The sequence below is a fragment of the Rhodovulum sp. MB263 genome (assembly GCF_002073975.1).
GTDB lineage: Bacteria > Pseudomonadota > Alphaproteobacteria > Rhodobacterales > Rhodobacteraceae > Rhodovulum.
The window spans coordinates 3822501-3841398 of the sequence record NZ_CP020384.1; the positions used below are offsets into that span (position 1 = coordinate 3822501).

The 18898-nt window shown below is 64.1% G+C and carries 22 protein-coding genes, 1 tRNA gene and 3 pseudogenes (1 of these 26 running past the window's edge); 3 read left to right on the forward strand and 23 right to left on the reverse strand.

What is annotated here, in order from left to right; genetic code table 11:
- Both B5V46_RS17870 and B5V46_RS17875 read right to left on the reverse strand, forming a co-directional pair.
- Nucleotides 1-846: the start of a methyl-accepting chemotaxis protein gene (locus tag B5V46_RS17870; protein ID WP_231119175.1), read on the reverse strand. 987 nt of this gene lie to the left of the window's left edge; the window shows 846 of its 1833 coding nt (coding positions 1-846); it begins with the start codon at nucleotides 844-846; its stop codon lies off the left edge, out of view.
- A gap of 24 nt (nucleotides 847-870) precedes the next feature.
- On the reverse strand, nucleotides 871-1449 hold the full coding sequence (locus B5V46_RS17875; RefSeq protein ID WP_155774125.1) for a hypothetical protein: 579 nt from the start codon (nucleotides 1447-1449) through the stop codon (nucleotides 871-873).
- A gap of 433 nt (nucleotides 1450-1882) precedes the next feature.
- Here B5V46_RS17875 and B5V46_RS20610 point away from each other — a divergent pair.
- A pseudogene (locus B5V46_RS20610) lies at nucleotides 1883-2417 on the forward strand (hypothetical protein); the annotation flags it as partial.
- Nucleotides 2418-2503: 86 nt separating this feature from the next.
- Here B5V46_RS20610 and B5V46_RS17885 read toward each other — a convergent pair.
- The 5 genes from B5V46_RS17885 to B5V46_RS17905 all read right to left on the reverse strand — a co-directional run bounded on the left by B5V46_RS17885 (nucleotide 2504) and on the right by B5V46_RS17905 (nucleotide 8394).
- Entirely contained in the window at nucleotides 2504-3607 is a 1104-nt protein-coding gene (locus B5V46_RS17885) for a flagellar basal body P-ring protein FlgI (RefSeq protein WP_080617837.1), read from the reverse strand.
- A complete protein-coding gene (locus B5V46_RS17890) occupies nucleotides 3604-4614 on the reverse strand; it encodes a flagellin (RefSeq protein WP_080617838.1) in 1011 nt (336 codons plus the stop codon). The genes B5V46_RS17885 and B5V46_RS17890 overlap by 4 nt, the downstream gene beginning before the upstream one ends.
- Nucleotides 4615-4617: 3 nt before the next feature.
- A complete protein-coding gene (gene flgK, locus B5V46_RS17895) occupies nucleotides 4618-6087 on the reverse strand; it encodes a flagellar hook-associated protein FlgK (RefSeq protein WP_080617839.1) in 1470 nt (489 codons plus the stop codon).
- 34 nt (nucleotides 6088-6121) lie between these two features.
- Entirely contained in the window at nucleotides 6122-7435 is a 1314-nt protein-coding gene (locus B5V46_RS17900; protein ID WP_080617840.1) for a flagellar hook protein FlgE, read from the reverse strand.
- An 86-nt stretch (nucleotides 7436-7521) separates the two neighbouring features.
- Nucleotides 7522-8394, reverse strand: coding sequence for a flagellar motor protein MotB (locus tag B5V46_RS17905; protein WP_080617841.1), 873 nt, complete (start codon nucleotides 8392-8394; stop codon nucleotides 7522-7524).
- Nucleotides 8395-8562: 168 nt separating this feature from the next.
- Here B5V46_RS17905 and B5V46_RS17910 point away from each other — a divergent pair, with 168 nt between their 5' ends.
- Entirely contained in the window at nucleotides 8563-8730 is a 168-nt protein-coding gene (locus tag B5V46_RS17910; protein WP_196774292.1) for a hypothetical protein, read from the forward strand.
- 42 nt (nucleotides 8731-8772) lie between these two features.
- Here B5V46_RS17910 and istB (B5V46_RS17915) read toward each other — a convergent pair.
- Both istB (B5V46_RS17915) and istB (B5V46_RS17920) read right to left on the reverse strand, forming a co-directional pair.
- A pseudogene (istB, locus tag B5V46_RS17915) lies at nucleotides 8773-9389 on the reverse strand (IS21-like element helper ATPase IstB); the annotation flags it as partial.
- Nucleotides 9390-9589: 200 nt separating this feature from the next.
- A pseudogene (gene istB, locus B5V46_RS17920) lies at nucleotides 9590-10192 on the reverse strand (IS21-like element ISPkr1 family helper ATPase IstB); the annotation flags it as partial.
- Here istB (B5V46_RS17920) and B5V46_RS20040 point away from each other — a divergent pair.
- A complete protein-coding gene (locus B5V46_RS20040; RefSeq protein WP_155774126.1) occupies nucleotides 10128-10421 on the forward strand; it encodes a site-specific integrase in 294 nt (97 codons plus the stop codon). The pseudogene istB (B5V46_RS17920) and the gene B5V46_RS20040 overlap by 65 nt on opposite strands.
- A 52-nt stretch (nucleotides 10422-10473) precedes the next feature.
- On the opposite strand, the gene B5V46_RS17925 is transcribed toward B5V46_RS20040, so the two are convergent.
- The 14 genes from B5V46_RS17925 to B5V46_RS20305 all read right to left on the reverse strand — a co-directional run bounded on the left by B5V46_RS17925 (nucleotide 10474) and on the right by B5V46_RS20305 (nucleotide 18833).
- Nucleotides 10474-10548 (reverse strand) — tRNA-Phe (locus B5V46_RS17925).
- 113 nt (nucleotides 10549-10661) lie between these two features.
- Nucleotides 10662-10850: a DNA gyrase inhibitor YacG gene (locus tag B5V46_RS17930; protein ID WP_080617843.1), complete on the reverse strand. Its 189-nt coding sequence runs from the start codon at nucleotides 10848-10850 to the stop codon at nucleotides 10662-10664.
- On the reverse strand, nucleotides 10847-11884 hold the full coding sequence (locus B5V46_RS17935) for a ribonuclease E/G (RefSeq protein ID WP_080617844.1): 1038 nt from the start codon (nucleotides 11882-11884) through the stop codon (nucleotides 10847-10849). The genes B5V46_RS17930 and B5V46_RS17935 overlap by 4 nt, the downstream gene beginning before the upstream one ends.
- Nucleotides 11881-12459, reverse strand: a complete 579-nt coding sequence (locus tag B5V46_RS17940) for a nucleoside triphosphate pyrophosphatase (protein ID WP_080617845.1) — start codon at nucleotides 12457-12459, stop codon at nucleotides 11881-11883. The genes B5V46_RS17935 and B5V46_RS17940 overlap by 4 nt, the downstream gene beginning before the upstream one ends.
- Nucleotides 12460-12462: 3 nt before the next feature.
- On the reverse strand, nucleotides 12463-12681 hold the full coding sequence (gene infA / locus B5V46_RS17945; protein ID WP_037209844.1) for a translation initiation factor IF-1: 219 nt from the start codon (nucleotides 12679-12681) through the stop codon (nucleotides 12463-12465).
- Nucleotides 12682-12753: 72 nt separating this feature from the next.
- A complete protein-coding gene (locus B5V46_RS17950; RefSeq protein WP_080618107.1) occupies nucleotides 12754-13647 on the reverse strand; it encodes a carbon-nitrogen hydrolase family protein in 894 nt (297 codons plus the stop codon).
- An 11-nt stretch (nucleotides 13648-13658) separates the two neighbouring features.
- On the reverse strand, nucleotides 13659-14258 hold the full coding sequence (locus B5V46_RS17955; RefSeq protein ID WP_080617846.1) for a GNAT family N-acetyltransferase: 600 nt from the start codon (nucleotides 14256-14258) through the stop codon (nucleotides 13659-13661).
- A complete protein-coding gene (locus tag B5V46_RS17960) occupies nucleotides 14255-14596 on the reverse strand; it encodes a hypothetical protein (RefSeq protein WP_080617847.1) in 342 nt (113 codons plus the stop codon). Before B5V46_RS17960 ends, B5V46_RS17955 begins: the two co-directional genes overlap by 4 nt.
- Nucleotides 14593-15060, reverse strand: a complete 468-nt coding sequence (locus B5V46_RS17965; RefSeq protein WP_080617848.1) for a low molecular weight phosphatase family protein — start codon at nucleotides 15058-15060, stop codon at nucleotides 14593-14595. Before B5V46_RS17965 ends, B5V46_RS17960 begins: the two co-directional genes overlap by 4 nt.
- Nucleotide 15061: 1 nt before the next feature.
- Nucleotides 15062-15544: a UPF0262 family protein gene (locus B5V46_RS17970; protein ID WP_369822846.1), complete on the reverse strand. Its 483-nt coding sequence runs from the start codon at nucleotides 15542-15544 to the stop codon at nucleotides 15062-15064.
- A complete protein-coding gene (gene hisD / locus B5V46_RS17975) occupies nucleotides 15544-16854 on the reverse strand; it encodes a histidinol dehydrogenase (protein ID WP_080617850.1) in 1311 nt (436 codons plus the stop codon). The genes B5V46_RS17970 and hisD overlap by 1 nt, the downstream gene beginning before the upstream one ends.
- A gap of 85 nt (nucleotides 16855-16939) precedes the next feature.
- Nucleotides 16940-17416, reverse strand: coding sequence for a DUF2948 family protein (locus B5V46_RS17980; RefSeq protein ID WP_080617851.1), 477 nt, complete (start codon nucleotides 17414-17416; stop codon nucleotides 16940-16942).
- Entirely contained in the window at nucleotides 17413-18681 is a 1269-nt protein-coding gene (gene murA / locus B5V46_RS17985) for a UDP-N-acetylglucosamine 1-carboxyvinyltransferase (protein WP_080617852.1), read from the reverse strand. Before murA ends, B5V46_RS17980 begins: the two co-directional genes overlap by 4 nt.
- The gene (locus tag B5V46_RS20305; protein ID WP_196774293.1) at nucleotides 18681-18833 is read right to left on the reverse strand and encodes a hypothetical protein; all 153 of its coding nucleotides are present in this window, start codon (nucleotides 18831-18833) and stop codon (nucleotides 18681-18683) included. Before B5V46_RS20305 ends, murA begins: the two co-directional genes overlap by 1 nt.
- Nucleotides 18834-18898 lie beyond the last annotated feature (65 nt).

Below are 18898 nucleotides of genomic sequence, written 5' to 3' on the forward strand. Positions count from 1 at the left end.
TCCGGAAGCCAGCGCCGTAAGGCCGCGCCCCAGGAGATCAACCGCCCGTTTCTGATCGGTCCGATCAACGTCGCGCTCCGCTTCAGCATGTTTGGCTTCGAGAAGCTTTCCGCGAAGCGCCTCGAGGCTGCGGGCAATCACTCCGATTTCGTCGCCGCGTTCGGTATCGGGCACCTGGCGGTCCAGACTGCCGTCAGCGACCATGGCCATTGCTTCGCTCACCTCATCGAGCGGACGGCCGATCATCCAACGCAGTAGGAGAGTCGCCCCGATCAGGAGAAGTGCGAACAAAACGACGATCATTGCCATCGCCGGAGCCATCTCCGTCAGGAAGTAGCCAATCATCGCCTCCTGCGACCAGATCGCCGCGAACGCCCCGACGACACGGCCACTCTTGCCGTAGCGAACCGGAGCGGCGATGGCCAGGCCATCATCCGAATAGACCACGGCACCGCTCTCGATCGCGCGGGCGCTCAATACCTTTAGCAAATCCTGATCTGCGCTCGGACCGTCACGCGTCTCGGCCAGAACGGTCCCGTCAGCCGCCGTGACTTTCACCAGGTCCAGTTCCTCGCCTGCCCCATGAACATATTGTGCCATCTCGGCCGCGATCTCGGCCTCGTTGCGGAATGCAATATGACCGCCTAGAGCTTCGGAACTGGCCTGCGTCATCTGCGTCATCAGCCGGTCGACCGAGCGGTCCACGAGCTGAAGGGTCGAACGCACCGACAAGGCGATGAGAAGCGCCGCGACGATAGCGACCGTCAGGGCAATCAGACCGGCGATCCGGACGAAAACCGACGAACCGAAAGACTTCGTCCGTGCGCGGGGGGACTTGGCTTGCACCTTCACTCTCCTTCGAAAGGCGGATCAGAGGAACTCTTCCGCATCGACCGCGACAGTCATCGCGCCGATGGGCTTTCCGGAATCAGGGTCGACAAGCGTGAACGAGATCTGTGCCTGATATTTCATGCTCGACTCGTCGAATTCGACCTCGCCGAAATCCATACCCTCCGGGCCAACACCGAACGTCTTCTGGTATTTGGCCTCGTCGCCCTGCCAGTAGTCGGATGGAATACTCGATGTCGCCACATTCAGACCGCGGGCGTCCATCACGATGATCTCCGTCACCGCCCCTTCCAGAAACATCAGTTGCTGCCGCAAAAAGTCCGACACCGTATTGCCGGTAACGGACTCGATCAGCGGCTCCGAAACGGCACCGATTTCAGCAACCCATTGCTTGTCGAGCCGTTCGATATCCTCCTGTGTCAGGTCGACGGTGCGCGCATTCTGCGCGACAACCGCATCAATGATCTGCGGCGCGCCGGACCAAGGCGAAACGGAGGCCTCGTAGAAGGCCCGCATCTGGGCATCAAATTCACCTGCCTGGACGGCACAACCATGGCCACCGACGAGAAGCACAAGATACACTATGCGAACTGCGCGCATGGAAAGCCTCATTAGATTGAACATCGACCGCAAGCCGCGAACTATGACAGCATATTACGTAACGTTACCCCATAATCGCTGCGCATTTCTTAACCGACCTCGCATCGACAAACCGCTTTCCGGTTACGGCCCCGGAGCAGTCCGGCCATCAATTTTTTTCGATTACGAGGCTTCAAAGCCTGCCATTCGATGGCCTACTCTCGTTTTAATACATTGATATAAAAATAAATAATGTCAAATTTAGCCTGTCAGGTCCGCCCGGCGCCCCGCGGGACAGCTTGTAGAGGCCACTTGCCGCCGTTCCGCATGAACAGGGTAAAATTCCTAAAACTCGACCGATGCGGGTTGGCCCTGGCTCTGATCATGTGACCGCCCCCCCGACGACATCTGTGTGCCAAGCTTGGTCTGCGATGATCCAGATAGGAGGACGGTCATGTCGGAGATTATAAGGATCGGCCTCGACCTGGCGAAGAATGTGTTTCAGGCGCACGGTTCGGAAGCTCTGGGACGGGCAGTGCTGCGCAAAAAGCTTCCGCGGGATCAGACTCTGGACTATTTCGGGCAGTTGGAGCCTCGCACCGTGGCGAAGGAAGCCTGCGGCTGCGCGCATTTCTTGGGTCGGAAGACAAATAAGCTGGGCCACGAGGTGCGGTCGATCCCGCCCGCCCATGTCAAGCCGCTTCGTGAAGCAGTAGAAGAACGACGCGGCCGCTCCAGAAGCGATCTGCGAGGCCGCCATGCGCCCCACAATGCGTTTCGTCGAGTTCAGCCGGCACACGCTGCTGACGTTCGACGACTATCTTTATGCGCTGCAGCCGACGACCCCACACCTGACCCGATCTGCGCTGCATCGGTGCCTTCAGCGATGAGCCACGATGCGCCAGTGGTTCAAGCGCCATGGCGAATGCATCTCGCGCCTGTCTGATGTCAACGGCGACAAGCCGAAGCGTCAACGATTCAAGCGCTACACAAGCCATGTACCCGAAGTCCTTCATCTTGTCGCCAGCAACCAAATATGGGACGCTCACCGGAACGAGATGCGGCCTGGGATTCGTCAGCGAACCAAGAAATCGGCGTGCAGCGCACCTGCAGCCTTGATGCTTTTCAAAATGTCGATCATGTCGCGCGGCGAAACTCCGAGGGCATTGAGTCCGGCCACAACCTCGGAAAGCGAAGTTCCCTCGTTGATCTCGGCCAGGCCGGTCCCCGGCGCTTCTTCAATCGCGGCCTGTGTGCGCGGAACGACAACCGTCTGGCCTTGCGCAAAGGGATTCGGCTGAATCACGAGAGGTTCTTCCTGAACCCGCAGAGTCAGATTGCCTTGAGATACCGCCACGCGCGAAATCCGCACATCCTCGCCCATCACGATAGTGCCCGACCTCTGATCGACCACGACTGTGGCCTTCTGCTGAGGTTCGACCAAAATACCTTCGATGCGTTGCAGCGCATGTGCCGGCGAGGGAGCGCGGGTCGCAGCGATGTCCAGCATGACAGTGCCGGAGTCGAGCATGCGTGCAACCCCGCGACCGTAATCGTTGTTGATCGCAGCCTCGATCCGTCCCGCAGTGGTAAAGTCGGGATTACGAAGCGCCAGGCGAAGCCGTCTGAGCGATGTGAAGTCGAAATCGATCTCACGCTCGACCCGCGCTCCGGAAGGAATAACGCCCGATGTGGGAACACCTTCTACCACCCTTGCTCCGTCACCCTCCGCAGACGCGCCTCCTGCAATAACCGTCCCCTGTGAAACGGCGTAGATCTGTCCATCGGCGGCGTTGAGAGGCGTCATGACAAGCGTTCCGCCCAACAGGCTCTTGGCATCACCAATCGCCGAGACGGTGACGTCGATCTGGGAGCCGGACCGCGCAAAGGGTGGCAAGCTGGCCGTCACAAGAACGGCTGCAACATTCTTGGGACGGAATTGCTCTCCGGTAACGTTAACACCGAGCCGCTCGAGAATGTTGGACATGATTTCTTCGGTGAAGGGCGCATTCCGGATACCGTCACCGGTACCGTTGAGACCGACGACCAGACCATATCCGACGAGATCGTTGCCGCGCACGCCATCGAACTCCACCAGGTCCTTGATGCGGATCGGGGCTGCGGACGCCGGAAATGCGACAAGCATAACAGCGAGGAGAAGAGACAGACGACGGATCATGGCATATAGTTCGTGAAGCTAAGGCGCGCCAGGCGCGCGGTGACCTTGTAGAGCGTTTCGATCTGTGCCTCGACAGCATCCATCTCGGTTGCGGTGTCGTAGGGATCGACGCCAAGGACCCCCTCGCGGGCGAGCAACAGCATCGTCCGGTTTGCGCCGTTCTCGGTCTCGATAGATTCGATTTTTTCCTGGCGCACCCCCAGCAACGCCCGTAGCTCGGTAACAGCGCTATCGGCAGAGAGAAGGCCCTCGCCCGCGGATTGGGCCAGCAGCGACCGCAGCACCGGATTACCTGACAAGACGGTTTCATCGGCCAGCAACGCCCCGGTAGCCAGAAACTTCAAGACGTCACGAACCGCCGGATCCAGCGCGGTGACATCGAGACGGACAGTCTCCGTCTCGTTGAGGCGGATCGATCCGACCGGGGTCGTCGATCCCTGATAGGCAACGGTGTCGAAGCCACCGGGGGTGTTGAACCAGTCGTCGATGGCAGTCTCGATATCGGTGACACTCGTCAAACCACTGATCGTCGCCCCCAAAGCAGAGAGTATCGTGTCGGCACTGGCGAGCGCTGAAGTATCGGTCGCATCGCCAGCGAACAGCGCCCGACCGGCGAAGCGGGTGTTCAACGCAGCGACCACCTGACGAAACTGCTCTTCGGCCTCCTGACCCGCCGCGACGATCATGTTTCCATGCTGTCCCGATGATCCATTGATCAGGCTCGAACCGATTTCCTTCGCGGTATCGCTGACCACTCCGAGCGCAGCCTGCATCACCTGGGCGGTCGATTTGGTCTCGGATGTAGCAAGATCATAAGCGTCGAGCAGGGTCAGGCTGCGGTCGATGGCCCCGAGAGGACGGAAATCACCGCGCACACGGGCAGCCGGATCGGCCGTGACCCCGCTGATGAGCTCTTCGGTGAGGCGCGCAAACTGTGCCTTCACTTCGGCATTGCGGATGCGCAGTCCGAGTCCTTGAGCGAGATCTCCCATTGAAATTAAGGACATGACCTAGATCTCCAGCAACATGTTGATCAGTTCGTCAATCGTCTGCATCACCTTCGCATTGGCGGCATAGGCCTCCTCGAACAGCATCAGCATCTGCAACTCGTAATCGGTATCGACGCCGTCGGCGAGTTCGGCCTCGCTGAGCGCCGAAGCGCGGGCAGAGCTAAAACTGGACTGCTCGATCGCGGACTGCGCCCGAACCGAAATCCCGGAGACGACTTCGGAGGCGAGATCAGCCATGGTGAAGGATTGGGTGATATAGGATCCCGAACTCGGAACCCGGCTCGCGGTCAAGGCGTCACCCATGGCATTGAGAAGACTCGCATCTCCCACCGAGCCCGGCGCCCCCGCCATCAGCCCGCTGCGAAGGCGCCAAAGTGCACCGCCTTGATCCGGATCGGCGACGAGGTTCACCCCGATCCGGGTGGACAGCCCGGTTTCGGCGTCAGGATAGGAAACGAGATTGAAAGCAGCACCGAAATTCGTGAACAGCCCCGCATCTCCTGTCCCCAACGAGGCATCGACCGCCGGATTCTGGAAACGCTCGATGAGGTCGCGAGCAAGCGCGTCAAGCTCGGTCTGCGCGTCGACCGCAGCTATGTCTCGTTGCCCGAACAGGGCTTCGAGACTGCCCCCGCCCATCGCGGCATATGTCCCGGACACCCGAACCGGCTTGCCGTTCATGGTCAGACCGTTCAGCGCGCCGCCTTCGAGCGTCATCTCCGGAACGATCACCCCGGCGCTGGCGAATTCGAACTCTGCCGGCGGGCCGTCAATCAGCGCGGCACCGTTTTCGGTATAGAGGGCGACCGTGCCGTTGTCGCGCGCGATTTCGCGAAGCGGAACGATCCCCGCGATCTTGTCGATCAGGATCTGACGCTGATCGACGAGAGCACTGGCATCGTTGTTATAGGAATACTGCTTGAGGATTTCGGTATTGAGGTCCGCGACCTGCTGAAGTGTCTCATTGAGGGTCCGGACATTCGATACGATACCCGCTTCGGCATCCATCCGCGACTGCTGGATATCATCTGCCGCCTCCTTGATCCGTCCGGCCAGATTCTGTGCGGCCGTCAGCACATTGGCAAGCCGCGCATCGCTGTCGGGTCGGCTGGATGCCGCAACCAGAGCCGACTCGAAAGCGGAAATGCTGCCGGAAATAGAGTCGGCACTGTCTGAAATTCCGAAGGCGGCCTCGAGTTTCGAGAGGCCATCGGCACGTGTCTCGGCCTCGGCCGAAGCCGCATCGGCCAAGCGTCGGTCGCCGATCAGTTGCTGGTTTACGTCGCGACGCACTCCCACGATCTTCACACCGCTGCCTGACGTGGAAACGGTGTTCGGTGTGGTTTCCAGAACGCGCCGTCCGTAGCCTTCCGTCAGCGCGTTGGACACGTTCGACGAGACGACCTGGGCGCCGCGGGAAGCGGCATTGAGGCCGGATAGGGCGTTGGCCAGGCTGGCGCTCAGGCTCATGTGTCACCTCCTCTTCCCGCTGCCGACGCGCGGATTACCGTTTGATGTTCGTCGTTTCCTGAAGCATCTCGTCGACGGTCTGGATGACCTTCGCATTCGACGAATAGGCGCGCTGGGTCTGGATCAGGTCCGTCAGTTCGCCAGCAACGTCGGTTGCCGACTCCTCCAGCGCGAAGCTCACCACATCGCCGGTCGGCCCGTCGCCCGCATCCCACATGAAGAACGAGCCGCTGGTATCCGACGGGCTGTAGCACTGGTTGTCATGGGTATAGAGACCGTTCGGGTTCGACACATCGACAATCGGCACCTGATAGAGGGTACGGGTGATCCCGGTATCGAAGTTCGCGCGGACGAATCCGTTCGAGTCGATCTCGATCGAGGTCATGTTGCCCACCGGAAAGCCGTTCTTGGTGATGCTGGTGGGCGCGAAGCTGTCCGACAGCTGGGTGGTGATCGACCGGCTCTGGAAAGCGCCGATATTGATGTCCATGTTGTCCCCGTTCGGACCGACCTGAACCGTCAGGATACCGCTTGCCGGGTTCCAGGCGCCCCCGATATTGTTGGTCGCACTGATCAGTGTCCCGCCATATTGCTGGCTGTCATCGAAAACGAGATCGTAATCGCCGACGACCGCTCCGGTCGCCGAGTCGGTCAGCGTCATGTTCCAGCTGTTGGAGAGGCCCGGGGCCGATGTGTCAGGCGTATAGACGACGTCGATGCTCTGCGACGTCCCGAGATTGTCGAAATACTCGATCGACAGGGACAGCGGATCCCCGGTGGCCGAACTCGCATCGTAGGCGGTCTCGGTGGCGGGCAGGTTGACGCCGAGCGTCATTTCGGTCGTCGGCTCGGTCGCGAACTGGTTGGTCTGGATCTGGATTGGCACGAGATCATCGGTGGTGTCGCGCGAATAGGACGGAATCGAGCCGTCCGCATCGGCTGGCCATCCCATCAGCACAAGGCCCGTCGTGGTCTTTAGATATCCGTCCTCGTCGGTCCGGAAGGAGCCGGTGGTGGTCATGTACATCGTGTAGTTGCCGACATTGGAGATCAGTTCCGATTCCGTCATTACCGGCAGGAAGCCGCGGCCACGGACCGCAAGGTCGGTGGCATTGGCGGTGGTCAGAAGCGCACCGGCCTGGTCGATCATCCGCGTGGTCGTGGTGCGCACGCCGCCGGCCGAATAGGTCCCCCGCGATCCGTTGATCACCATCGAGTGGAAATCGGCTTCGGCCGCCTTGTAGCCATAGGTCGAGGAGTTCGCGATGTTATCGGAAATCGTCGCCAGGCGGGTAGCGTTTGCCGCGAGACCGGCCACGCTTGCGTTGAGCGAGGAAGAAATCGTCATTTGGGGGGCGCCTCTTTGCTGCTATTCCCGTTGCACCAGAGGTACGGCCTTTGTCTTTAACGGGGCCCTAACATTCAAAATTTTCTCTAGTTTCTCAGGTCCGACCTCAGGAGTGTCAGTTCGAGCCGGTTATTGCGGACCGCCATCGGCCGCGCGATCGCGGGTTTGCGATCGGCAAATCCGGTGACCCGCTCGATCCGCGCAGGCGCCACACCGACATCTTCAAGCATCTTGCGGGCGATCTGGGCATGAAGGGTGGAAATGTCCCAGACCGGATTGTCGACCAGAACGATGGGCCGGGCGCTGACGTGACCGGCAACCGACACCTTGTTGCGCACGATGGCGAAGGCGGCCCCGATCACCTCCATCAGCCGGCCGAGGATCTCGGTCGGACGGTCGCGATCGTCGAAAAGCGGCACGCCCTCGATGTCGAAGAGCTCGATGACGAGGCCCTCATCGGTGAGCCGGGTCACGATATGTCGCATCATCTGTTCGCTCAGGACCGTTTCGCCGCTCTTGCCATTGAGCATGTCCTCGACCTGCCTCAGCACCTCGTTCTCGGCCTCGGCTTTGGCAGCGGACGCGCTCTCGTCATCCTTCTGCACCAACGGACCGCTGCCGATCTCGCCCTTGGCCTGACGGTCGGGCGTGGGGCTGGGACGGCTCGCCCCGGTGCCGCGCTGGGCAAGCGTCTCCTCGGAAAAGATCGAATCGCCGCCGAACGCGCCTTCGCCGCCGCCGGACACGCGGTTCACCGGAATTGTCGGATTGAAGTAATCCGCGATCCCCTTGCGTTGCTTTTCTGTCGTCGCGTTCAGCAGCCACATCAGCAGAAAGAAGGCCATCATGGCCGTCACGAAGTCAGCGTACGCGACCTTCCAGGCACCGCCATGGTGCCCATCGCCTCCGACAACCTTCTTCCGTTTGATGATGACTGGCGCGTTGGTTCCAACGGCCATAGCACCACCTCTTTTCACCCGCCCCCAGCTTTAGAACGCGGACATGAACAGCGACTTAATCCAAAAAAGTGGCATAAATCAGGTGAGACTCTGCGCGCGCTTGTCCGCGACCCCATGGTCTGACGCAGTCAGGGCCAGGGCGCGTTCCGCTCGGCCGTGACCCGCTTCATGACCGCCAACACCGCCGGATCGCCCGGCGCGGTGCGGGCGCTGATCCGGCCCGAGCTGTGGGACTTCCTGGACGGCACGCTGATCGAGGGCACCGCCATCTCGGAATTGGAGCGCCTGGTGAAGAATATCCCGGCCGGGAACATCGCCATGGCCCATAACTGTTGATTTCCACCCAGAACGGCCCCACCCTGGATTATGCTGAGCGGGTCATGTTTGGGTCAAGACATGGCTTCCCTCCCTCTTTTTCCGCGTTGCTGCAGACGCGCTGTCCTTGAAGCGGAGCTGTCGTTTCCGGTCTCGAGGATGTCACAGCGATGGGTCAGCCGGTCGAGGCGCGCGGTGGTCATTTTGGCGTCACCGAACTCAGTGGCCCACTCGCTGAAGCTGAGGTTCGTGGTGACGATTACGCTGGTGCGCTCCTAGAGCCTGCTCAACAGATGGAAGAGCAAGGCGCCCCCTGAAGCGCTGAACGGCAGGTATCCGAGCTCGTCCAGGATCACCAGGTCGAGGCGGGTGAGGGTCTCCGCGATGTGTCCGGCTTTTCCCCTGGCCTTCTCCTGCTTGAGAGCGTTGACGAGTTCGATGGCCGCGAAGAAGCGCACCTTCCGGCGGTGAAGCTCGATGGCATGAATGCCGGGCGCGGTTGCAACGTGGGTCTTCCCGGTCCCGGGGTCGCCGATGAATACAACGTTCTGCGCCCGTTCCATGAACTCGCCGCGATGCAACAGGCGCACCGTCGCCTCGTTCATCTCGCTGGACGAGAAGTCGAAGTTGGGCAGATCCTTGTAGGTCGGGAAGCGTGTCACCTTCATGTGATAGGTGACCTGCCCCCTGCCGGTCCCTCACCGCAATCTAGCGTCTGCACCAACTCTGAAGAAGCAGACGAATGCGAAAGTGTCAATCGGCAGGCAATCTTGACCCCCTATCGGCATCTAAAAATGACCCCCTTGTAGTGCTCCGGTAGCTGGCCCGATGCGGTATAGCCCTCACACAGCGCAGCCGTATCGGGCCAGCGGGGTCTTGGTCATTCACGGGTCTTGAAGCGCCAGCTCTCGTTGCCGGTTTCGACGATGTCGCAGTGGTGGGTCAGGCGGTCGAGCAGCGCAGTGGTCATCTTTGCGTCGCCGAAGACCGAAGGCCATTCCCCGAAGTCGAGATTGGTCGTCACGATGATCGGGGTGCGCTCGTAGAGGCAGCTGATAAGATGGAACAGCAGCTGGCCGCCGGTCTGCGCGAAGGGGAGATAGCCGAGCTCATCGAGGATCAGGAAGTCGAGGCGGCAGAGCAGGTCTTCCGTGCGCCCTTGTCGGTCGGCACGGGCTTCGGCATCGAGCTTGTTCATGAGGTCCACGACATTGAAGAAGCGCCCCCGTTTGCCGCGTCGGATGCAGGCTCGTGCGATGCTCACGGCAAGGTGGGATTTTCCGGTCCAGGTGCCACCAATTAGCACGACATTGCGCTGCTGTTCGTGGAACTCACCGGCGGCCAGATCGCGCACCAAGGCCTCGTTGACCGGCGTTTCCTCGAAGCTGAACTCGTCGACCTCTTTCGCCAGCGGCAGCTTGGCGATCGTCATCTGGTATTTGATTGAGCGCGCCTGCTTCTCGCTGATCTCGGCATTCAGCAGGAGGGGCAAGGGCCTACGCCACACCGTCGCCACGACCCTGCGCGAAGCAGGCATGGAGGAACGGCAGATTGCGGATCTGCTGGGCCAGAAGACCCCTGCGATGGCACGACACTATTCCCGCTCTGCCAACCTTGCGGAGCGCAACCGGCTAACGCTCGAAGTCCTCGAAAAGGAGAACGAACGGCGATCAGAAACTGTCAAACCCCTCAAGAAAAGCGTCAAACCCTAGGAGGCTTTCCCGACATGAAAACAGAAAAAGCCAATCATAACAAGAGTTTTAATGGTGCCCGGGGGCGGAATCGAACCACCGACACGAGGATTTTCAATCCACTGCTCTACCCCTGAGCTACCCGGGCATGGGTGAAGCGCGCGGCTTCGGATGGCAGGTGTTTAGGCGACAGGCGGGGGGCTGTCCAGAGGGTCCGACAGGATTTCGGGGTATTTTTTCGCGACCTCCGGCCGACCGCTGTCAATGCCGCCAGGACGGCGAGGGCGGGGGAGCGTCATCGGGCTCGGTGGACTCGATAGGCTCGGCGGGATCGCCGGGAAGGGCATAGCCACCGGTCAGCCAGCGCCCCAGATCGACATCGGCACAGCGGCGCGAGCAGAACGGACGGTAGGCCGGGTCGGTGGGCTTCTTGCAGACGGGGCAGGTCATCTTGGCAGCGTCTCGCTCAGAGGCAGGCGTTCGCGCTTGCGGGTCAGTTCGGCATGGCCGAGCGGCGTCCAGCCGACGAAAGTGGTCTCGACCGCATCGGCGCGGAAAGCGGCCTTCATCACCTGTTCCAGCGCCACCCGGTCCTTCTTGGGCATCGGCGCGAAATCGACCACCACCTGGCCGGCAAGGCCGCGCAGGCGCAGGAGGCGCGGCAAGGCACGGGCAGCGGCGATATTGGCCTTGAGCCCGGCCGCGGGCGAGCTGTCGGAACCGGTATTCACATCGACCGCGGTCAGCGCGCGGGTGGGCTCGACATGGACGCTGCCGCCGCCCGGCAGGGCTTCGGAGCCGGAAAGCGCGTCGATCGCCTCGAGAACTCCGCGCGCGGCGAAACATCCGGCGCTGTCATCCAGCTCATCCGGGCCGGGCCAGTCGCGCCAGGCCAGCGCATGGGCATCGGGACCGTCGAGAAAAAGCTCGGGCGCCCCATCGGCGGGTTCGGCAAGGATCGCGGTGGCCAGCGCCAGCTGCGCTGCGATATCCTCGGCGACGGCCTCGGGATCGGCGATCTCGGCGGCCGAGCGCAGGATCGCGCCAAGCCCTTCGGGCGCAGTCGCCATGCCGTCATGCAGCAGTTCCAGCAGCCGGTCGCGGGCCTCCTCGTCGCGGATCGCGCGCGAGACATTCAGACCCGGCGCCTCGGGGGTGAGGATCGCATAGCGGCTCTTGAACAGGAAACGCGGCGTGACCGGCACCGCCTTGCCCTCTTCGGCAAAGCCCGTGACCTGCACCAGCAGGCCCTGGCCCGGACGCAGCCCGCGGGCCTGTTTCAGGAAGGCACGACCTTCGGGCAGCCGCAGGAAGACCCCGCCCTGGCCCTTCATCTGGCGATCGACCACGCCGCGCAGGATCGCGCCCGGCACCGGGCGCCCGTCCGGCGGATCGATCAGCAGGTCTTCGAGCCGACCGTCCTCAAGCAAGGCTGCGGCTTTCCGGCCGCCGATCTCGTCAAGCAGGATGCTGCGTCCGTTCATATGCGCTCCGCGTCCAGAGGATATCCAGCCGCGCGCAGAAGCGTCGCGGTTTCGGCCAGCGGCAGGCCGACGACGGCAGAAAACGACCCGCCGATCCAGGGCACGAAGGCCCCGGCGCGCCCCTGGATGCCATAGCCGCCCGCCTTGCCCTGCCATTCGCCCGAAGCGAGATAGGCGTTGATCTCGGCATCGTTCAGTTGCTTCATGCGGACCTGGGTCACGACGTCGCGCTCCCAGATCCGCTCGCCCAGACGCAGCGCAACGGCCGTCACCACACGGTGCCGCCGGCCCGACATCGCATAGAGAAAGGCCGCCGCCTCGCCCGCATCGGCGGGCTTGCCGAGAATGCGCCGCCCCAGCGCCACGGTGGTATCGGCACACAGCACCAACTCGTCGGGGCCGGCCGCGACGGCGCGGGCCTTCTCGGCCGCCAGCCGGATGCAATAGGGGCGGGGAAGCTCACCCCGATGGGGCGTTTCGTCGATATCGGCTGGACGCACGTCATCGGGGAGAACCCCGATCTGCGCCAGAAGCTGTTTCCGGCGCGGGCTCTGAGAGCCTAGGATCAGCCTCAAGGCTTACTTGAAGCGGTAATTGATCCGACCCTTGGTCAGATCGTAAGGGGTCATTTCAACCTGAACCCGGTCGCCGGCCAGAACGCGGATGCGGTTCTTGCGCATCTTTCCTGCCGTATGCGCGATGATCTCATGGCCGTTTTCCAGCTCGACCCGAAACGTCGCATTCGGCAGGAGTTCCTTCACGACGCCGGGAAATTCGAGCATTTCTTCCTTGGCCATGGTCACTCCAAAAAGGGGCAAGCCCGGAAGGGTTCCGGGCGCGCATGTACATGCGCCCGATCACGCAATAATTCAAGTCGTAAATGCGTGAAACGGCACCCGGGCCACCGGGGCGCTGCGAAGGCTCTGTTCAGGCCAGTGGGCGCGGTTCAGGACCTGACCTGCGGCGCGGACCCGGGCGATGGCCGCACGGTCGATTTCGGCATAGACCCAACCAGGTGCGTTCAACGCGCCTTCGGCCAGAATACCGGTCGGCGGAAAGCCCGCATCGGGCGGGCCATAGATGGCGGCGGCGCCGATATTGACGTCGACCGCCGGGCACCAGGGTGCCGCGCCGACGGTCGGCGACTGGACCACGACGCATTGCCCTTCCAGCGCCCGGGCCATGGCTCCGACCCTGACCCGCCAGTAGCCCGCCAGCGTGTCGGTACAGGAAGGCACAAGCAGGATCTCGGCCCCGGCCTCGATCAGAGCCCGGGCCAGAAGCGGGAACTGGCAGTCATAGCAGATCAGCACGCCGATCCGGCCGAGCGCGGTGTCGAACAGCGCAAGCCCCCCACCCGGATGCACGTCCCACTCCTCGCGCTCGAAACGGGTCATGATCTGCTTGTCCTGATGCGCGACCTCGCCCTGCGGCCCGAACAGCCGTGCCCGGTTGACCGGACGCGCACCCTGCCAGACCGGGGCGCTGGCGCCGAGGATATGGACGCCATGATCGCGCGCCAGCCGGGCGTGAAGGGCCGAGGCCTGCCCGATCCGGGCCGAGACCGCGACCAGCGAGGCCTCGAGACCGGCCGCGGCAGCCGCACCGTCGAGCATGGCCAGTTCCATCGCGCCATATTCGGGAAAGACCAGCAGATCGGCGCCCTGGCCGGCAGCCTCGGCAACCCAGGCAGTCAGCTTGGCCTCGTAGCCCGACCAGTCGTCGAACCGGTCGATGGGATAGGCGGCGGCGGCGATCTTCATGACGTCCGGCGTCATAGCTCTCGGATCCAGAATTGCAGCCGGTGCCGGGTCGGGGCGGTGTCGTCGAGATCCTTCCAGTCGAATTCGGCGACGATGCCGGGCAGGGGCGCATAGCCGCGCCTGCGCCAGAACCCGTCAAGCGGCCGGAAGCCTTCGGGACGGCGCGGATGGTCCTCGGGACGGATCACCGAACAGAAGGCGCTGTAGCGGCGACCAAGGGCCCGGCCCTGCGCCTCGCGCGCCTCGAAGAAGGCATGACCCGCGCCCTGGCCACGCCAGTCAGGCAAGAGCACGCTTTCGGCGCAGTAGAAGATGTCGGACAGATCGAACCCGCTGCCCGCGAAGGCACTGGCAAAGCCCTCGGCATGATCCTCCATCGGCGTGCCGGTGGCCGCGCCGACCAGCCGGTCCCCGGCACAGGTCCCGGCGAAGGCACCGACAAGGATCGCACGCGGATTGTCGCGATAGCTGGCCATGTAGCGCCGCTCGTAATCGAGATCGCCGTCATAGAGATAGGGCCAGTCGCGGAAGACCGCGATGCGAAGCCGCGCGAGATCGTCCAGGGCAGCCTCGATCGCGGCGCCGGTCAGGGTCCGGATATCGAGGCTCATCGCACTAGCCCCGCTTCGTCGACGAGGTTGTCGCAGAAGGCAATGCGGCCCTGCCTCGGGGAGAGGAAGACCCCGGCGGACAGCCGGTCGCGCTGGCCCCGGGCCGCGAGCAGGCCCGCATCGGGTTCCGGATATGTGCAGTGCACGACGAATTCGGCTACGGCACGGCCCTCCCAGTCGCCGGGGCAGATCACCGGCCCGGTCAGGCGCTCGCGATGGCAGCGCGACCTGCGGGCACCGGCCCCGGCGAACGGCGCCCCGCGGACCCGGCCCTCGGACCCATGAGGGCCGACATCCTCTGTCGCGCCCGCGTTGAAGGCCGGAAAACAGCGGCTCATGGCGCATTTCCTGTGCGCGGGGGGCCGAAACGGCCGGTCAGCCGGTCCACGATCTGGTCGCGGGTCTGGCGATAGGCGGCAAGCTTGTCGGGCCGGGTCTCTCCCAGCCCGGTCGGGTCGAGCACCGGCCAGTATTCGACCTCGAGATGGTAATAGCGCGTCAGCTCCTGCGCCCGGCGCAGGCTGGCGGGGCTGAGCGCGATGATCAGGTCGAAGCCCGACAGGTCGTCGCCCCAGTCCTCCATCTCGTCGAAGGAGCGCACCCGGTGGCGGTCGAGCTTCACCCCCATCTCGTCACAGACGCTGACGGTGAAGCCATCGATCTCGCGGTCGTTATGAACGCCGACCGACTGCACATAGGCGCGCTGGCCGTAGAACTTCTTCATCAGTCCCTCGGCCATCGGCGAGCGGACGGAATTGTGGTCGCAACAGAAAAGTACCGAGGAGGGCAGCTGCCCGGTCACCTCATCCCCCGTGATGCAGGACGCAGATCAGGGTGAAAAGTCGTCTTGCCGTGTCGATATCGAGATCCGCCTTGCCCTCGAGCCGTTCCTGCAGCAGCCGGGCCCCCTCGTTATGGATGCCGCGACGGGCCATGTCGATGGCCTCGATCTGGCTGGGCGGCAGGCGCTTGACCGCGTCGAAATAGCTTTCGCAGATCTGCCAGTAATCCTTCACCGCCTGCCGGAACGGCGACAGCGACAGATGGAATTCGGCCGCCGGGTCGCTGGCCTCGGTCCGGACATCGAAGACCAGCCGCTTTTCCCGGATCGACAGCGTCAGCCGGAACGGGCCCGCCGGGGCCGGCCGGTCCTCGCGCCCGGGCAGGGCGAAGGAATTGTCCTCCATCAGGTCGAACAGCGCCACCTTCCGTTCCTGCTCGATCTCGGGCGTCGGCGGCGGCAGGTTCGAATCGTCGAGTTCCACATGGCAGAGGCGGGCCGTCATCATGGTGCATCCTCGTTCAGACGGTCGAGCCGGACGCGGATGGACAGGCCATGCGCCTCGAGGCTTTCCGAGATTGCCAGCCGCTCGGCCGCGGGGCCGATGGCCTTCAGCGCCTGCGGCGTCATCCTGGCCAGTGTCGTCCGCTTGATGAAATCATGCACGCCCAGACCCGACGAGAACCGGGCCGAACGCGCGGTCGGCAGGACATGGTTCGGTCCGCCGATATAATCGCCGATGGCCTCGGGCGTCCACTGCCCGAGGAAGATCGCGCCGGCATGGGTGATCTTCCTCGACAGCGCCTCGGGATCGGCGACGCAAAGTTCCAGATGCTCGGGCGCGACCCGGTTCGAGAGCGCGGCCGCCTCGTCGAGATCGCGCACCACGATCACGGCACCGAAGTCGCGCCAGCTCGCCCCCGCGATGGCGCGCCGCTCGATCGTCTCGAGCCGCCGCTCGACCGCCGCCGCCACAGCGCGGGCGAATTCGGCATCGTCGGTCAAAAGTAGCGATTGCGCGCTTTCGTCATGCTCGGCCTGCGACAGCAGGTCGATGGCGACCCAGTCGGGGTCGTTGTCGCGGTCGGCGATGACCAGGATCTCGGACGGGCCCGCGATCATGTCGATGCCGACCTTGCCGAAGACCCGGCGCTTGGCCGCCGCCACATAGGCATTGCCGGGTCCGGTGATCTTGTCGACCGGGGCGATGGTCTCGGTGCCATGGGCCATGGCCGCGATCGCCTGCGCGCCACCGATCCGGTAGACCTTCTCGACCCCGGCCAGCCGCGCCGCCATCAGCACCAGCGGATTGGCCTTGCCGTCCGGGGTGGGGGCACAGATCACCAGCCGCTCGACCCCCGCCACCTGGGCCGGGATCGCGTTCATCAGGACCGAGGACGGGTAGGAGGCCAGCCCGCCCGGCACGTAAAGCCCCGCCGCCGAGACCGGGGTCCAGCGCCAGCCCAGCGTCGCCCCCTCGGGATCGGTCCATTGCGCGCCCTCGGGCATCTGGCGGACGTGGTAGGCACGGATCCGTTCGGCCGCGAGCTCCAGCGCCGCGCGTTCCTCGCGGCTGACGGCGGCGCAGGCGGCGTCGATCTCGTCGGAGGTGAAGGCCAGCGTCTCGGGGGTCAGCTCCAGCCGGTCGAATTTCGCGGTCAGCTCGATCACCGCCGCATCGCCACGCGCCTTCACGTCGGCGATGATGGCCGCGACGGCGTCGTCCACATCGGGGCTGTCCTCGCGCTTGGCGCCGAGAAGAGCCGAGAATTGCGCCTCGAAATCGGCGGATGTGGTGTCCAGGAATACCGGCATTGGGGTCCTCGCAAGCTTCACAATGCTGCATAGCCGCATTTTGACGGCGGGTGAACCTCCCCGAACATAAGGGCGCGGGACTGTGTCAGCTGTGGCGCGGTGCCTTGCCCGAGGGCGCGACATAGGGACGGGTCACGTCGGTCAGCGTCACTTCGAGACATTCGACATCGAGCGCGACCGCGCCGTCGCCCGCCAGCGTCAGAACGACCCGGCCGGTGCCATCCGCGCCCGGCTCGAAGCCGACCGACAGCAGCGACAGCACCAGATCGGGATCGGCACGGTCGATGCCCTGGCTTGCGACATGGGTCACATCCTCGACGGTCAGGACCGCCTGCACCCGTTCGAACGGGCGGCCGCGGCGCTCGGCGGCATCCCGGTCTTCCCAGCGGAAGCGGTTGATCAGGACCGCGAAACGGCGCCGGGGCCGGTCCCAGCGCATTTCCGTCGCGGGCAGGACCGCATCCTGCGCCAGCGCCGAGATCACCTCCAGATCGGCCTGCGTCACCGCCATCAGATGGAGCGGCGCCTCCGCGCCGTCCTCGAACCGGGCATCTTCCGTCATTCTGCGCTCATCCGTTCGATATGCGCGCCGCAGGCGCTCAGCTTCTGCTCGACCTTCTCGTAGCCGCGATCGAGATGATAGACCCGGCTGACCACGGTCTCTCCCTCGGCGGCAAGCCCGGCCAGGATCAGCGAGACGCTGGCCCTGAGATCGGTGGCCATCACCGGCGCGCCGCGCAGCCGGTCGACCCCGGTCACCGTGGCGGTGCCGCCCGCGACATCGATTCGCGCCCCCATCCGGATCAGCTCGGGCGCATGCATGAAGCGATTCTCGAAGATCGTCTCCTCCAGGCAGCTGGTGCCCTCGGCGGTGCACAAAAGTGCCATCATCTGTGCCTGAAGGTCGGTCGGAAAGCCCGGGAAGGGTTCGGTGGTGACATCGACCGCCGAGACCCGGCCGTTCCTGCGCGCGACGCGCAGGCCGCGATCGGTCTCCTCGACGGTGATGCCCGCGGCATCGAGCGTCTCGGCGAAGGCGGGCAGAAGCTCGAGCCGGCCACCAAGGCAGGTCACGTCGCCGCCGGTGATCGCGGGCGCCAGCATGTAGGTGCCAAGCTCGATCCGGTCGGTGACGACCCGGTGGGTGGCGCCGCCAAGGGCCGTGACGCCCTCGATGGTGATCGTGTCGCTGCCCTCGCCCTCGATCCGGGCCCCCATCGCGCGCAAACAGCGGGCGAGATCGACGATTTCGGGTTCGCGCGCGGCATTCTTCAGAACCGTGAGCCCCTTGGCCAGCGTCGCCGCCATCAGCGCGTTCTCTGTCGCCCCGACCGAGACCTTCGGAAATTCGACGACCGCGCCCTTCAGCCCGCCCGGCGCCTCGGCATGGACATAGCCCTCGCGCAGTTCCAGCTCGGCGCCCATCGCCTCGAGCGCCTGCAGATGCAGATCGACCGGGCGTGCGCCGATGGCGCAGCCGCCGGGCAGCGAGACCTCGGCCCGGCCATGGCGCGCCAGCAGCGGGCCCAGCACCAGGATCGAGGCCCGCATCTTGCGGACGATGTCATAGTCGGCGCGGTGGCTGGTCAGCCTGTGGCTCGACAGTGCCAGCACCTTGCCCCGGTGCAGCGCCGAGACCTCGGCCCCCAGCGATTGCAGCAGCGTGGTCATGGTGCGGATGTCCGACAGCCGCGGCGCGTTGGTCAGGGTCAGCGGCTCGTCGGTCAGCAACGTCGCCGGCATCAGCGCGAGGCAGGCATTCTTGGCGCCTGCGATCGGGATCTCGCCCTTCAGCGGTGCCCCGCCCCGGATCATGATCTGGTCCATCAGTTCTGCTCTTCCTGCCCTTTGGGCTTGTCTTCGCGGGCCCGGGCCTGGGCCTTGCGGCGTGCGAGGTTGGCCTTGAGCGCCTGCTTGAGGCGCTCTTCGCGCGTCCCGGACGGCTCCCGCGCGCCCGGCTTGGGGGTTTTGCCTGTCATGGCGTCCCTAGTAGCGCAGGGGCAAAAAACCGTCCAGATACCGCTTGCGTCCTCTGAAATTTGCG